The 15,611-nt window shown below is 67.5% G+C and carries 11 protein-coding genes; 9 read left to right on the top strand and 2 right to left on the bottom strand.

Annotation, left to right across the window (positions count from 1 at the left end; translation table 11 throughout):
* Positions 1-221: 221 nt before the first annotated feature.
* From ACFQY2_RS00580 to ACFQY2_RS00555, 6 genes are all read left to right on the top strand, one after another.
* Positions 222-1,040: a pyruvate, water dikinase regulatory protein gene (locus ACFQY2_RS00580; RefSeq protein ID WP_378744995.1), complete on the top strand. Its 819-nt coding sequence runs from the start codon at positions 222-224 to the stop codon at positions 1,038-1,040.
* 22 nt (positions 1,041-1,062) lie between these two features.
* Positions 1,063-3,453: a phosphoenolpyruvate synthase gene (gene ppsA / locus ACFQY2_RS00575; protein WP_378743645.1), complete on the top strand. Its 2,391-nt coding sequence runs from the start codon at positions 1,063-1,065 to the stop codon at positions 3,451-3,453.
* A gap of 227 nt (positions 3,454-3,680) precedes the next feature.
* On the top strand, positions 3,681-4,973 hold the full coding sequence (locus tag ACFQY2_RS00570) for an ABC transporter substrate-binding protein (protein ID WP_378743643.1): 1,293 nt from the start codon (positions 3,681-3,683) through the stop codon (positions 4,971-4,973).
* Between the two features lie 80 nt (positions 4,974-5,053).
* Complete coding sequence (locus ACFQY2_RS00565) at positions 5,054-6,025, top strand: carbohydrate ABC transporter permease (RefSeq protein ID WP_378743642.1); 972 nt, start codon at positions 5,054-5,056, stop codon at positions 6,023-6,025.
* Positions 6,018-6,902 (top strand): carbohydrate ABC transporter permease, encoded by an 885-nt coding sequence (locus tag ACFQY2_RS00560; protein WP_378743641.1) that lies wholly within the window; start codon positions 6,018-6,020, stop codon positions 6,900-6,902. The genes ACFQY2_RS00565 and ACFQY2_RS00560 overlap by 8 nt, the downstream gene beginning before the upstream one ends.
* Positions 6,899-9,934, top strand: a complete 3,036-nt coding sequence (locus ACFQY2_RS00555; protein ID WP_378743640.1) for a glycoside hydrolase family 2 TIM barrel-domain containing protein — start codon at positions 6,899-6,901, stop codon at positions 9,932-9,934. Before ACFQY2_RS00560 ends, ACFQY2_RS00555 begins: the two co-directional genes overlap by 4 nt.
* A 14-nt stretch (positions 9,935-9,948) precedes the next feature.
* Here the strand turns inward: ACFQY2_RS00555 and ACFQY2_RS00550 are convergent, their stop codons facing one another.
* On the bottom strand, positions 9,949-10,992 hold the full coding sequence (locus ACFQY2_RS00550; RefSeq protein WP_378743639.1) for a LacI family DNA-binding transcriptional regulator: 1,044 nt from the start codon (positions 10,990-10,992) through the stop codon (positions 9,949-9,951).
* 256 nt (positions 10,993-11,248) lie between these two features.
* Between ACFQY2_RS00550 and ACFQY2_RS00545 the strand changes: the two genes are divergently transcribed.
* Complete coding sequence (locus tag ACFQY2_RS00545) at positions 11,249-11,932, top strand: SDR family NAD(P)-dependent oxidoreductase (RefSeq protein ID WP_378743638.1); 684 nt, start codon at positions 11,249-11,251, stop codon at positions 11,930-11,932.
* A gap of 3 nt (positions 11,933-11,935) precedes the next feature.
* Here the strand turns inward: ACFQY2_RS00545 and ACFQY2_RS00540 are convergent, their stop codons facing one another.
* Positions 11,936-12,781 carry an NAD-dependent epimerase/dehydratase family protein gene (locus ACFQY2_RS00540; protein ID WP_378743637.1) on the bottom strand — a complete coding sequence of 282 codons (846 nt, stop codon included), beginning with the start codon at positions 12,779-12,781 and terminating at the stop codon, positions 11,936-11,938.
* Positions 12,782-12,905: 124 nt separating this feature from the next.
* Here ACFQY2_RS00540 and ACFQY2_RS00535 point away from each other — a divergent pair, with 124 nt between their 5' ends.
* Both ACFQY2_RS00535 and ACFQY2_RS00530 read left to right on the top strand, forming a co-directional pair.
* Positions 12,906-13,916: a LacI family DNA-binding transcriptional regulator gene (locus ACFQY2_RS00535; protein WP_378743636.1), complete on the top strand. Its 1,011-nt coding sequence runs from the start codon at positions 12,906-12,908 to the stop codon at positions 13,914-13,916.
* Positions 13,917-14,092: 176 nt separating this feature from the next.
* Positions 14,093-15,592: an alpha-N-arabinofuranosidase gene (locus ACFQY2_RS00530; RefSeq protein ID WP_378743635.1), complete on the top strand. Its 1,500-nt coding sequence runs from the start codon at positions 14,093-14,095 to the stop codon at positions 15,590-15,592.
* The last annotated feature ends 19 nt before the right edge of the window (positions 15,593-15,611 follow it).

The raw sequence follows: 15,611 nt of genomic DNA, 5'->3' as shown, positions 1-15,611 counted from the left end.
GCGCTGGTCGAGTGATGACGAGCGGCCAAGTTCACGGCCGGTGCGTCCCTGCCAATGCGGGCAGAGGATCAGGGTCAGTGTAGCCACAAAGGGGCATGACGAGGGTCCTGTCCGCAAGATCTCTGCTCATGAATAAATATTGGATTTCTTTCATGCGGTAGCGGCCATAAGTGGGCCGCTTCCTTCCGTATGTTGTGAACGTGACCTCTCCCACCCAGTCGATGCCCGCCGCGCCCACCCGCGCCGCGTACTTCGTCTCCGACAGCACCGGTGTCACCGCCGAGACCCTCGGCAACGCGCTGCTGGCGAACTTCCCCGGCATCCGGTTCTTCAAGCGCACGATCCCGTTCGTCGTCACCGAGGCAGAGGCGAGAGGCGTCGTCGCGAGCATCGCGGCCGATGCCGCGGCCGGTCGCGACCCGCTCCTGTTCATCACGGTCAAACAGGCAGCCCTGCGCGACATCCTGAGGCAGTCCCCGGCGACCCTCATCGACCTCCTCGCCGGGCATCTGACCGAACTCGAGCATGCGCTCGGCGTCACCGCCTCCGAGCAGCTCGGCAACTATCACGGCCTGGGCGACACCGAGCGCTACTTCGCCCGCATGCGCGCCGTGGAGTACGCGATCGAGCACGATGACGGGCAGAGTGCGCGAGCGCTCGACCAGGCCGAGGTGGTCATCATCGCGCCCTCGCGGTGCGGCAAGACCCCCACGACCATGTACCTCGCGCTGCAGCACGGCCTGCGTGTCGCGAACTACCCGCTCACCGATGACGACTTCCCCAGTGAGGGTCTGCCGAAGGCGGTCGCGAAGTACGGCGCCCGCTGCTTCGGACTCACCACGACACCGCTGCGACTGAGCCAGGTGCGCCATGAGCGCAGGCCCAGCTCGCGCTACGCCAGCCTCGAGCAGTGCACGATCGAGCTGCGCCGGGCGGAGGACCTCTATCGACGAAACCGTGTTCCCTTCCTGAACTCCTCGACGAAAAGCGTCGAGGAGATGTCCGCGGTCATCATGCAGACCATGAAGCTGCGTGCGTGACTCGAGTGAAAGCAGCAGCGCTATGAGCAACATCCTCTGGTTCGACGAGGTCGGCATGGCCGATCTGCCGCAGGTCGGCGGGAAGAACGCCTCGCTGGGCGAGATGGTCTCCCACCTCGCCGACCTCGGCGTGCGCGTGCCGGGCGGGTTCGCGACGACCGCGGACGCCTATCGCGCCTTCCTCTCCTCAGACGGTCTGGACACCCGCATCCGCGCCGCGGTGGAGGCGATCGACGTGGACGACGTGACGCAGCTGTCCGGCGTCGGCGCCGCCGTGCGCGAATGGATCGAGCAGCAGCCGCTGCCCGCCGACATCGAACGCGACATCCGGTCGGCGTACGCCAAGCTGGTCGAGAGCGACCCGGCCCCGGATGCCGTCTCCTGGGCAGTCCGGTCATCAGCGACGGCCGAGGATCTCCCTGACGCCTCCTTCGCCGGTCAGCAGGAGACCTTCCTGAACATCTCCGGCATCGACAACATCCTGCAGGCGGTGAAGCAGGTCTTCTCGTCGCTCTACAACGACCGCGCGATCGCCTACCGCGTGCACAACGGCTTCGAGCACCACGACGTGGCGCTCTCCGTGGGCGTGCAGCGCATGGTGCGCTCGGACATCGCCGCGTCGGGCGTGATGTTCACCGTCGACACCGAATCCGGCTTCGCCGACGCCGTGTTCATCACCAGTTCCTACGGCCTCGGCGAAGCCGTCGTGCAGGGCGCGGTGAACCCCGACGAGTTCTACGTGTACAAGCCCGCGCTCGCCGCCTCCCGCCCGGCGATCCTGAAGCGCTCGGTCGGTGAGAAGGCGATCGCGATGCGGTACACCGAGAGCGACCGGGTGGGCGGAACGACGGTCTTCGAGGATGTCCCGGCCGAGCAGCGCCGTCTGTTCAGCATCACGGATGCCGAAGTCGAGGAGCTCGCCCGTCATGCCGTCACGATCGAGCAGCACTATGGCCGCCCGATGGACATCGAATGGGCGCGCGACGGCATCGACGGCAGGCTCTACATCCTTCAGGCACGGCCGGAGACCGTCGTCTCCCGTGCGGATGCGAACGTCATGCGCCGCTTCGTGCTCGCCGAGCGCAGCGACGTCCTCGCGACCGGGCGAGCGATCGGGCAGAAGATCGGATCCGGCGCCGTCAGCGTGCTGCGCGGCATCGACGACATGGCCCGCTTCCGCGCCGGCGACGTGCTGGTGGCCGACATGACCGATCCCGACTGGGAGCCGATCATGAAGAAGGCGTCGGCGATCGTCACCAACCGCGGCGGGCGCACCTGTCATGCCGCGATCATCGCGCGCGAGCTCGGCATCCCCGCGGTCGTCGGCACGGGGGACGCCACCCGGGTACTGCCGGACGGGCTCGACGTCACCGTCTCCTGCGCCGAGGGCGATGACGGCTTCGTGTACCAGGGTCTGCTCGACTTCCGTGAGGAGCAGACGCACCTCGACCGGATGCCGGAGGTGCCCGTGAACGTCATGATGAACGTGGGAACCCCCGATCAGGCCTTCTCCTTCTCCCGGCTTCCGAACCGCGGGGTGGGACTCGCGCGGCTGGAGTTCATCATCAACCGGCAGATCGGCATCCACCCTCGCGCGCTGCTCGAGTTCGACGACCTCCCCGCCGAACTGCATGGTCAGGTCGCGGACCGGATCGCCGCCTACCCGTCCCCGCGCGAGTTCTTCGTGCAGCGTGTCGCAGAGGGCGTGGGGATGCTGGCTGCGGCGTTCGCCCCGGAGCCGGTCATCGTGCGGATGAGCGACTTCAAGTCGAACGAGTACGCGAACCTGCTCGGCGGCGACAGCTACGAACCGCACGAGGAGAACCCGATGATCGGGTACCGCGGGGCATCCCGCTACATCTCGCCCGAGTTCCGGGAATGCTTCGACATGGAGTGCGAGGCGCTGCGCCGGGTGCGCGACGACATGGGCCTGACGAACGCGAAGATCATGATCCCATTCGTGCGCACCGTCGCCGAGGGCGCCGCGGTCATCGACCTGCTCGCCGAGAACGGTCTGCGTCGTGGCGAGAACGGGCTGGAGGTCGTGATGATGTGCGAGGTGCCCTCGAACGCCCTCCTCGCCGACGCCTTCCTCGACCACTTCGACGGCTTCTCGATCGGGTCGAACGACATGACCCAGCTCACGCTCGGCCTCGACCGCGACTCGGCTTTGGTCGCCGCGACCTTCGACGAGCGCGATCCCGCGGTGAAGAAGATGCTCGCCATGGCGATCGAGGCCTGCCTGCGTCGTGGCAAGTACGTGGGCATCTGCGGGCAGGGTCCGTCGGATCACCCCGATCTCGCCGACTGGCTGCTCGACCAGGGGATCGAATCGATGTCACTCAACCCCGACACGGTCGTGGAGACGTGGATGCGACTGGCGGCGCGGTCCTCTCCAGCTCTCGCCGGGTGAGAATGCCTTTCCCGCATGAGACGGCACGCTGCAGCAGCCGTCTCATGCGGGAAGGCAATTCTCGGGATAGGTGAACCCAGGTCACGATCACGTAACGGCCCTTGCCGTCCGCAAAATGTTTACGTGATCATTTGAGGGTTGCCGGCGACATCGAACGTCGCGGCACGACCGCGGATCCGCATCCACGGCCACGTGAACCACCGAGAGGACATGCTTCGATGAAGCGCATGACCAAGTTCGCGGCGCTGACCGCCGCGGCGATCCTTCCGCTGTTCGCCCTCACCGCCTGCTCAGGCGGAAGCAGCAGCGGTGATGCCGGCTCGAGCGGCGACGACACGCTGACGGTGTGGGCGTGGGACCCGTCGTTCAACATCTACGCGCTGCAGGAAGCCGAGAAGATCTATCAGAAGGATCACCCCGACTTCAGCCTGAAGATCGTCGAGACGCCCTGGGAGGACCTGCAGGCGAAACTCACCACCATCGCCCAGTCGCAGCAGACGAATGAACTGCCCGACATCTTCCTGATGCAGAACAACGCGTTCCAGAAGAACGCGATCAACTATCCCGATCTGTTCAGCGACTTCTCCGACGCCGACATCGACTTCTCGGAGTTCCCGCAGGGCGTCATCGGCTATTCCGAGATCGACGGCGTCAACTACGGCGTCCCGTTCGACTCCGGCACGGCGGTGACGGCGCTGCGCACCGACGTGCTCGAGCAGGCCGGCTACACGATCGACGACTTCACCGACATCACCTGGGATGAATACCTCACCCAGGGCAAGGATGTGCTGGCCAAGACGGGCAAGCCGCTGCTCTCGGGTCAGGCCGGCTCCGCCGACATCCCGATGATGATGCTGCAGTCCGCCGGCGCCAGCATCTTCGACAAGGACAGCAAGCCCACCATCGCCGGAAATGACGAACTCACCAAGGCGATCGACCTGTACACCGAGCTGGTCACCTCCGGCGTGCTCGTGGAGGTCAACTCCTGGGATGAGTACATCGGCACCTTCGTGAACGGCTCCGTCGGCGGCACCATCAACGGCATCTGGATCGTGGGCTCGATCCAGACCGCGGCAGAGCAGTCCGGCAAGTGGGCGGTCACGAACCTGCCGAAGCTCGACGGCGTCTCCGATGCGACGAACTACTCCGCCAACGGGGGTTCGTCGTGGGCGATCAGCTCCACGGGCAATGCGGAACTGGCGTCCGACTTCCTCAGCGCGACCTTCGCGGGTTCCACCGAGCTGTACGACACGATCCTGCCGAAGTCCGGCGCGGTCGCGAACTGGATCCCCGCCGGCGACAGCGACGTGTACGCGCAGCCGAGCGAGTTCTTCGGCGGCCAGCCGATCTTCCAGAAGGTCGTCGAGTACGGCGCGAAGGTGCCGAGCAACAACACCGGCGTCTACTACTACGAGGGTCGGGATGCCGTGAGCGCGGCGATGACGAAGATCATCGGCGGCGCCGACATCAAGAGCTCCCTGGAAGAGGCGCAGAACAACGTCGAGTTCGCGATGGGCTGAGCCCCAAGCCCTGCGGGGCGGGTCCACGGATCCGCCCCGTCTCCGCCCGCCCCACCGACCTGTGAAAGCGAGTGCGCACTGTGGCGACTCAAGCGATCGTGACATCCGGAGGCACCGGCCGTCGCCGGCGGAGCAGCCCGCCGCCTGACTTCTCCCCGCGCGGCGGCGCCTGGCTCGACAGCGGGCGGCGCAGAAACCTGACGGGCTGGGGGTTCCTGCTGCCCGCCGCCCTGCTGATCACGCTGCTGAGCTTCCTGCCGATGATCCAGGCGTTCATGCTCTCCCTGCAGACCGGCCGCGGATCCCGGCTGAACTGGGCTGAGCCGCTCTGGATGAACTTCGAACGGCTGCTGCACGACGAGATCTTCAAGCTCACCATGTTCAACACGGTGTTCTACCTCGTCATCCAGGTGCCGGTCATGCTGGTCCTCGCGATGATCCTCGCGAACCTGCTCAACGACCCGCGGCTGAAGTACAAGGCGCTCTGGCGCACCATGATCTTTCTGCCCTGCGCCGTCTCTCTCGTGTCGTACTCCCTTGTGTTCCGCACCATGTTCGCCACCGACGGGCTGGTCAACGACCTGCTCATGAGCCTCGGCTTCATGCAGGATCCGCTGAACTGGCTCGGCGAGCCGTGGACCGCCCGGTTCGTGATCATCATCGGCCTGCTGTGGCGGTGGACCGGCTACAACATGATCTTCTTCCTCGCCGCTCTGCAGAACGTGGACCACTCGACGCTCGAGGCCGCGCGCATCGACGGAGCCGGATCCTTCAAGACCTTCTGGTACGTGACGGTGCCGCAGCTGCGGCCGATGATCGTGCTGACCGCGATCCTGTCCATCAACGGGACTCTGCAGCTCTTCGACGAATCCTGGTCGCTGACCAAGGGAGGCCCGTCGTACCAGTCCATGTCGATGTCGCACTACCTGTACGAGCTGTCGTTCCTGAAGAACCCGAACATCGGCTACGGAGCGGCGATCTCGTACGTGATCCTGATCATGGTCGCGGTGCTCGCGCTCATCCAGATGAAGGTCGGTGACAAGCGTGACTGAACTCCTGACGGATCGCACCACGACGGAGGCCGTCGTGACGAGGGGCGCAGGTGCGTCCCGGCGGAGGGGCAGCTTCACCTGGCGCCGGGTGCCCGGCTACGTCTTCCTGTCGGTCTTCGCGCTGTTCTCGATCTTCCCGCTGTACTTCATGCTCGTCTCGGCGACGAACTCGACGCAGGATGTGCTGGCCTCCCGCCTGACCCCCGGCGGCCATCTGATCGACAACATGATCGCACTCATGACGCAGCAGGACATCGGCGCGGCCATGACCAGTTCGGCCCTCATCGCCGTCGGCACCACGGTGCTGGCGCTGATCGTCTGCGCGGTCGCCGGCTACGGGTTCGAGGTCTACCACTCCCGCGGGAAGGACGTGGTGATGGCCATCCTGATGCTGGCCATGATGATCCCGTTCGCGGCGATCATGATCCCGCTGTTCCGCATGTTCGCCGAGTTCGGCATGGTCAACTCGCTGTTCGCGGTGATCATCCCGTCTATCTCCACCCCGCTGTTGATCCTGCTGTTCCGGCAGGCGTCGCGCTCGTTCCCCTACGAGATCATCGAGGCCGCCCGCATCGACGGACTCAAGGAGCTCTCGATCTTCGCGCGCATCTACGTGCCGACGATGAAGTCCACCTTCGCTGCGGCGGCGGTGATCACGTTCATGGCGTCGTGGAACAACTTCCTCTGGCCGCGCGTGATCCTGCTCGACAATGCGGTGCAGACCATGCCCATGCTCATCGCGAACCTCACGGCGGGTTACGTCACCGACTACGGTGTGCTCATGCTCGCCGTGCTGCTGACCTCTCTGCCGACCATCTTCGTCTTCCTCATCCTGCAGCGGGCCTTCGCGCAGGGCATCACCGGAGCCATCAAGTGACATCCACCCCCGCATTCGACATCGATCGCATCGCCGACCCGGAGTTCTTCTCCGACAACCGCATCCCGGCGCACTCCGACCACCGCTGGTTCGCCGACCTCGATGAGGCGCGCACGGGCTCCAGTTCGTTCGAGCAGTCCCTCAACGGGCTGTGGAAGTTCCACTGCGCGAAGAACCAGGGCCAGACGATCCCCGGCTTCGAGCAGTCGGCCACCGACGTCTCGGGCTGGGATGACATCCCCGTGCCCTCGCATCTGCAGCTGCAGGGCTACGACCGTCCGCAGTACGTCAACGTCGGGTACGCCTGGGACGGCCAGGAGGACATCGAACCCGGACAGGTGCCCGTCCGGGACAACCCGATCGGCTCCTACGTGCGCATGTTCGAGCTGGATCGGCCGCTCGGTGACGGGGAGCGGCTGAGCGTCGCCTTCCACGGTGCGGAGAGCGCCATCGCGCTCTGGCTGAACGGTCGCTACATCGGCTACAGCACCGACAGCTTCACGCCCAGCGAGTTCGACCTGACGGATGCGCTGGTCGCAGGGGAGAACCGCCTCGCCGCGCAGGTGTTCACCTACAGCGCCGGCTCCTGGCTGGAGGACCAGGACTTCTTCCGCTTCTCCGGCATCTTCCGCGACGTGGTGCTGTACCGCCGCGCGGCGGTGCACGTCGAGGACCTCCGCGTGACGACGGCGGTCGCCGACGATATGGCATCCGCCGAGGTCGTGCTGCAGGTCGCGCTCGAAGGAAGCGGCGCCGTCTCCGCCCGGATCGATGGCATCGGCGAGCTGACCGCCCGCGAGGACGGCGCCTTCGCGCTGCACGTCGACGGCCCGCGGCTGTGGAGCCCGGAGGATCCGCACCTCTACGACCTCGTCATCGAGGTGCGGGATGCCGACGGGCAGCTGCTCGAGGTGATCCCGCAGCGCGTCGGCATCCGCTGCTTCGGCATCGAGAACGGCGTGCTCGCCCTCAACGGCGCACGCGTCGTGTTCAACGGCATCAACCGGCACGAATTCGGTCTGAACGGACGGGTCGCCTCGCGGGAGCTGGCGGAAGCCGACATCCGGATGCTGAAGGCGCACGGCGTCAACGCCATCCGCACCAGTCATTACCCGAACGACTCGGCCTTCTACGCGCTCGCCGACGAGTACGGGATGCTCGTCATCGACGAGATGAACCTGGAGACGCACGGTCGGTGGACCCGGGTCCGTCACTTCGGCGAGCCCGTGGAGACAGCCCTCCCCGGGGATCATGCCGAGTGGCGCCCTGCCGTGCTCGATCGGGCGCGCAGCATGCTCGAGCGCGACAAGAACCATCCCAGCGTGGTGATCTGGTCGTGCGGCAACGAGTCCTTCGGCGGAACCGTGCTGCGCGACGTGGCGGACTGGTTCCGGGCGGTCGACGACCGCCCCGTGCACTACGAGGGCGTGCACTGGGATCAGCGGTACCCCGAGACCACCGACATCGCCAGCCAGATGTACACCTCGGCGGCCGCGGTGGAGGAGTACCTTCGCGAGCACCGCGACAAGCCGTTCCTGCTCTGCGAGTACGCGCACGCGATGGGCAACTCGTTCGGCGGGGTGGGCGAGTACATCGACCTGGCGTATCGCGAGGAGCTGTTCCAGGGCGGGTTCATCTGGGACTTCGCCGACCAGGCGATCCGCATGACCGACCGCTACGGCCGCGAGTTCTTCGGCTACGGCGGCGACAACGGCGAAGCGCCGCACGACCACGACTTCAGCGGCAACGGCATCTTCTTCGCCGACCACACACCCTCGCCCAAGGCGCAGGAGATGAAGCGGCTCTATCAGGGCTTCGTCGTCGACGTCTCGGCATCCGATTTCACCCTCACCAATCGGATGCTGTTCACCTCCTCCGCCGCGTACGAGACACGCGTCTCCGTCGCCCGGGAGGGCCGGGTCGTCAGCAGCGCCGTCGTCGACACGGACGTCGCGCCCGGCGAATCGGCGTCGTACCGGCTGCCGCATCCCCTCCCCGCCGCAGCGGGGGAGTACGCGATCGTCGTCTCGCTGCATCTGCGGGCGGAGACGGCGTGGGCGCCGGCCGGCCATGAGGTGGCGTGGGGCGAGCAGGTCCTGACGGTCGGCACCCCGGCCGCCCGTGTCGCCGCACCGACGCCGACGGTCGTGGAGGGCACGCTGAGCATCGGCGTGCACGGTCCCGGTTTCCACGTGCTGTTCTCGCGCATCTTCAACGGACTGAGCTCGTACCGGTGGGGCGAGACGAGCACCGGAGGACGCGAGCTGCTGTCAGGAGTCGTCGCGCCGAATTTCTGGCATGCGCCGACCGCCAACGAGCGCGGCTGGGGCGGTCCGTTCGAAGAGGGGCAGTGGCTGCTGGCGAGCCGGTACGGTCGAGCCAGCAGATTCCATGAACCGGCCGACATCTCCGTGGAGGTCGAAGACGGTGGGGTGCGCATCGGCTACCGCTACGAGCTGCCCACGCACCCGGTCACGCACTGCGACCTCAGCTACCTGATCGACGGCACCGGACGGGTCGAGGTGACCCAGCGGATGCAGGTGCCCGAGGGCGTGCCGCAGATGCCGGAGTTCGCGACCATGCTCGCGATGCCCGCCGACTACGACCGGGTGCGCTGGTACGGCGACGGGCCCGAGGAGTGCTACGTCGACCGGCGTGAGGGCGCACGGCTGGGTGTCTACGACCGACGCGTCGCCGACATGCTCACCCCGTACCTGCGTCCGCAGGAGGCGGGCAACCGTACCGGCGTCCGGTGGGCGGAGGTGACGGATGCTCAGGGCGTGGGTCTGCGCTTCGAGGGAGAGCCGACGATGGAGTTCTCCGCGCTGAGCTGGACTCCCGCCGAGATCGAGAGCGCACTGCATCCGAACGAGCTGCCGCCGATCCACCGCACGATCGTGCGGCCGGCGCTGATGCGCCGCGGCGTGGCCGGCGACGACTCCTGGGGCGCGCGCCCGCTGCAGAAGCACCTCCTGCCCGTCGGCGAGCTCGTCCTCCGCTTCGCGTTCCGCGGGGTGCACGGCCGCGGCTGAGCGAGAGGGATCCGTCAGACCGCTGGAGGCGACGTGGGCGGTGCCGCCGTGCTCGCCCTGGTGACGAGCGCGGTGGCGACCAGGCCCGGCGGCGTGAGAGGCCGCCGTTCGATCTGGTCGACGAGCATGCCCACGGCAGCGGTGCCCACCCGGTCGAAGTACTGGTGGATCGTCGTCAGAGGCGGCTGGAAGTCGGCCGCCATCTCCATATCGTCGAAACCGACCACGCTCACCGACTCCGGAACGAGGCGCCCCGCGTCGCGCATGGCCCGCAGCACTCCGAGCGCCATCTCGTCGTTGGCGGCGAACACGGCGGTCACGTCGGGGTCGGCCGCGAGCCGCCGCCCGGCCTCGTAGCCGGATGCCGTGCTCCAGTCGCCCCACAGGACGGGGGGAACGCTGCGCCCGTGTGCGCGCAGCGTGTCGGCCCAGGACGTCGCACGATCCTCGGCGGAGTACGAGTTCTCGGGACCTCGGATGTGCCAGACCGTCTCGTGGCCGAGCTCGAGCAGGTGCTCGGTGGCCAGCCGTGCGCCCTGCGCCTGGTCGATATCGATCGAGGGGTAGGGGTGCGAGTCGCCGGCGGTCACGACGACCGTGGGGATGCCGGCGATCTGAGCGAGGTCGGCATCGTTCAGGGCCCGCGCCTCGAGCACGACGAGCACGCCGTCGACTGCCTGGTCGGCGAGCCGTGCGAACGCACCGGTGAAGCCGGCCTGCGCGATTGTCCACAGCGGGGTGAGCGCGAGGGAGTACCCCTCCCTCGCCGCCTCGTTCGCGATCGCCTCGAGCGTATGCATGTTGCCGTAACTGGACAGCCCCGACATGATCACCCCGAGGGTGCGGAAGCGCCCGGACTTCAGCGCACGCGCCGCGGAGTTCGGCCGGTACCCCAGACGGTCCATGGCGGCCAGCACCTTGTCGCGCGTGGCCGGCCGCACGATGTCCATGCCGTTGGCGACGCGCGACACCGTCTGCGCCGACACCCCGGCTTCACGGGCGACATCGATGATGGACGGTGCGCGCCACACGCGCGAGTCGTCTGTCCGCTGTTCCACCGGTCTCCTTGCCGCCGTCTGAACGATATCAACGACGGCGCGCCGGCCGCGGCGCCCGAGAATTCCTTTCCCGCGTGAGAATGCGCGCTGCAGCAGCCGTCTCATGCGGCGAGGCGATTCTCACGGTCCGGGCGAGGGAGGCGCGTCGGGGAGGGTCCTGCCGAAACAGGGGTCCGGCGGGGCCCTGGCTGGCTCCGATCAGCGTGCCTACTGTTCTGGACTGTGTGCTGTCGCACACTCTTTCGGAAGGACAGTCATGACCGTAACGCTCATCACCGGCGCCACCCGGGGCATCGGATTCGAGACCGCCAGGCAGCTCGTCGCCGCCGGACACACCGTGTATCTCGGCGCGCGCGACGCCGGAAGGGGAGCGGAGGCGGCGGCCGGAATCGGTGCGCGCCCGGTGCAGCTCGATGTCACCGACGACGAGTCCGTCGCGAGCGCCATCGCTGCCATCGAGGCGGAGGAGGGACGGCTGGATGTGCTGGTGAACAATGCCGGGGTCCTGGAGACCGCGCTGGATGCCGCGGCGGCCCTCCGCTCGTTCGAGGTCAACGCCGTCGGCGTCGTGCGCGTCACCGAGGCGGCGCTGCCGCTGCTGCGCCGGGCTGCGGATCCCGTCGTCATCACCGTCTCCTCCAGCGCCGGCTCGTTCTGGGCCGTGACCAACCCGGAGAGGGTGGAGCACGGGCTGTCGCTGCCGCTGTACTCCGCCTCGAAGGCCGCCGCCACGATGCTGACCCTGCAGTACGCGAAGGCGCACCCCGGCATCCGCTTCAACTCCGTCGAGCCGGGGCCCACCGCGACCGATATGACGGCCGGGTTCGGCATCGGTCGGCCCGTCGAGGAGAGCGCCCGGGTCGTCGTGCGCCTCGTGACCGACGGGGTCGACAGCCCCAGCGGAACCCTCCAGGACGAGGAGGGCCTGCTGGCCTGGTGACCGTCAGACGTGATCGCGCCACGAGTGCTGGGGTGCGAACCCCAGCACGTCGCGCGCGTGGTCGATCGAGAGCAGCGTCTCGTGCTCGCCCACTTCGCGCGTCACCGGAACATCCGGGAACACCTCGGCGATCAGCTCTGCGTTCGGGCGCGACATCACCGTGTCGGCCGCGGCGATGATGAACCGGTCGAAGCCGGGTGCTGCGACCTGCAGCGCGCGCTCCACTGCCTGTGCCCCGTCTCGCGCGTCGATGTAGCCCCACAGGTTCCACTTGCGCCGCAGCGCGTCGGCGTCGAAGGAGGGGAACTCGGCGTAGTCCTCGGGGACCATCACATTCGAGAAGCGCAGCGCGGTGATCGACAGGTCGGGATGCCAGCGCACCAGCTCCCTGGCGAGCTGCTCCTCGAGCGTCTTGACGAGCGAGTAGACCGATTCGGGGCGCGCCGGATACTCCTCGTCGACGGGGATGTAGGGCGGCGGCACGTCGAAGGGAAGGCCCAGCACCGTCTCGCTGGAGGCGTACACGATCCGTCGGATGCCGAGCCGCACGGCGGCCCAGAACACATTGAACGTGGCGGGCATGTTGTTGTGGAAGGTCGCGACGTCGCTGCGGATGCCGGGTGCGGGGATCGCCCCGAGGTGCACCACGGCGTCGATGCCGTCGTGGCGGTCACCCACCGCGGTGAGCGCATCGACGACCTGCCCGTAGTCGGTGAGGTCGACCTGCACGAAGTCGGGGCCGCGAGTGCCGACGACGTCCATGCCGATCACGTCCCATCCCTTCGCGCGCAGTTCGCGGGCCACGACGCTGCCGAGCTTGCCGGAGGAACCGGTGAGGGCGATGCGCATGAGGGTCCTGCCTTCCGTCGGGGTCTGTTCTGCAACGTTATAGGGTGACTGTGCCCGAGAGATGGGTCCGGCGGGAAGATGGGCCGACGAAGATGCACCGTCCGGATCGAGAGATGAGGATGACGTGGCCGTCACTCTGCACGACGTCGCCGCCCTCGCCGACGTGTCCATCAAGACGGTGTCGAACGTCATCAACGACTACCCGCACATCCGGGCCGCCACACGCGCGAAAGTCGAAGCCGCGATCGCCGAGCTCGGCTACACGCCGAATCTCACCGCACGGAATCTGCGCTCCGGGCGCACCGGTGTCATCGCCCTCGCACTGCCCGATCTGAGTCTGGCGTACTTCGGTGAACTCGCCGCGCGGGTCATCCGCGAGGCCGAGAGCGCAGGGCTGGTGGTGGTCGTCGAGCAGACCGGCGGTGACCGGCACCGAGAGCTGGAACTGCTGCGCAGTCCTCGTCTCAAGCTGACCGACGGGCTGATCTTCAGTCCGCTCGGGGTCGGTTCCGACGATGTCGAGGCGCTCGACGTGCCGTATCCGATGGTGCTGCTGGGCGAGCGGGTCTTCGACGGGCCCGCCGATCACGTCACGATGCGCAATGTCGAGGCCGCGCGCGCCGCCACCGAGCACCTCATCGCCCGCGGGCGTCGGCGCATCGCCGTCATCGGCGGGCACGACGGCGAGGGCATGGGGTCGGCGACGCTCCGGATGCGGGGCTACCGCGAGGCGCTTATCGCCGCGGACATTCCCTACGACGACGCGATCGTCGGGCGGACCACGCTCTGGCATCGTGCCAACGGCGCCGACTCGATGCGCGAGATCCTCGCCCGCACCACCGGTGTCGACGCGGTCTTCGGCCTGAACGACACCCTCGCGCTCGGCGCCATGCGGGCGCTGCGGCAGGCCGGGCTGCGCGTGCCGGAGGACGTCGCCGTGATCGGGTTCGACGACCTCGACGAGGGGCGGTTCTCCTTCCCGACCCTGACCACGATCGATCCCGGGCGGGAGTGGATCGCGCGCACGGCGGTGTCGACCCTGCTGGAGCGCATCACCGGGAGGACGGATGCCGCCCCGCGAACGCTGCTGGCCGATTTCCGCCTCCTCGAACGCGAGTCGGTGTCCGTCGCCTGAGGTGGAGGCCGCGGCGGACGCCCGGGTGGAAGCCCACCGGGGCAGGCACTGAGCGATCCCGCGATTGACAGGATCACCTGCCGTCCACTTGAATATCTACAACGTTGTACATGCTCGCCTTCGGCTGATCCAGCAGGGGCGGAACCGGGTCTTCTCAGGGGCCGGAGAGGATGACCATGACCGCTGCGCGCATCTCCATCGACCGTGAGGCCGTCGTCGCGCCGATCGACCGGCGCATCTTCGGCTCGTTCGTCGAGCACCTCGGTCGCTGCGTGTACGACGGCATCTACGAACCCGGCCACCCCACCGCCAACGAGGACGGCTTCCGCCTGGACGTCGTCGAACTGGTGCGCGAGCTCGGCTCCAGCACGATCCGCTACCCCGGCGGCAACTTCGTCTCGGGCTTCCGCTGGGAGGACTCCGTCGGACCGCGTGAGAAGCGTCCGGTGCGCCGCGACCTCGCCTGGCACTCCCTGGAGACCAATCAGGTGGGCGTGGACGAATTCGCCCGCTGGCTCAAGCTCACCGGATCCGAGCTGATGATGGCGGTGAACCTCGGCACCCGCGGCATCGAGGCGGCCCTCGATCTGCTCGAGTACTGCAATCACCCGTCAGGAACGGCGCTGAGCGACCAGCGCATCGCCAACGGCACGGTCGAGCCGCACGACATCCGGATGTGGTGCCTGGGCAACGAGATGGACGGCCCCTGGCAGACGGGGTACATGACCGCCGACGACTACGGCAAGCTCGCCGCCCGCACCGCCCAGGCCATGAAGGCCGCCGACCGCACACTGGAACTCGTCGTCTGCGGTTCGTCGGGCTCGTCCATGCCGACCTTCGGCGACTGGGAGCGCACGGTGCTCGAGCACTCCTACGAGCACGTCGACTACATCTCCTGCCACGCCTACTACCAGGAGCGCGGCGGAGACCTCGGCTCCTTCCTCGCCTCCTCGCTGAACATGCAGTACTTCATCGAGACCGTCGTGGCGTCCGCCGATCACGTCGGCTACAAGCTCAAGAGCGACAAGAAGATCAAGCTCTCCTTCGACGAGTGGAACATCTGGTATCTGGACGAACACCAGGCATCCGACGAGGTCAACGACGAATGGCGCTACGCGCCGCGGCAGCTCGAGGACGTGTACTCGGTGGCGGATGCCGTGGTGCTCGGCAATCTGCTGATCACGCTGCTCAAGAACCACGACCGGGTGGCATCCGCGTCGCTGGCCCAGCTGGTCAACGTGATCGCGCCGATCATGACCGAACCGGGCGGCGATGCCTGGCGGCAGACCACGTTCTTCCCGTTCTCCGTGACCTCGCGCCTGGCGAAGGGCACGATCATCAAGCCGCGCATCGAGGTCGGCACCTATGAGACCGCCGTGCACGGCCAGGCACCGCTCGTCGATTCGGTCGTCACGACCGACGAGGGCGGTTCGGCCGTGTTCCTGGTCAACCGCAGCCTCACGGAACCGATCACGGTCACGATCGAGGTCGCGGCTCTCGGCGTCTCCTCGATCGATGAGGCAGTCACCCTGTGGGATGACGACGTGTACGCGAAGAACACCCTCGCCGAGCAGAACCGGGTGGGACTGAAGGCCTTGGAGGGCGCCGCGCTCGCGGACGGCGTGCTCACCGTGACGCTTCCCCCGGTGTCGTGGTCGGCGCTCGCGCTGTCCTGACGGGCTGACCGCGCCGGTC

It is taken from the genome of Microbacterium sp. GCM10027623 (assembly GCF_042666935.1).
Classification (GTDB): Bacteria; Actinomycetota; Actinomycetes; order Actinomycetales; family Microbacteriaceae; genus Microbacterium.
Note: the sequence above shows the minus strand (reverse complement) of the source record. Positions and strands in the feature narration are given on the sequence as shown.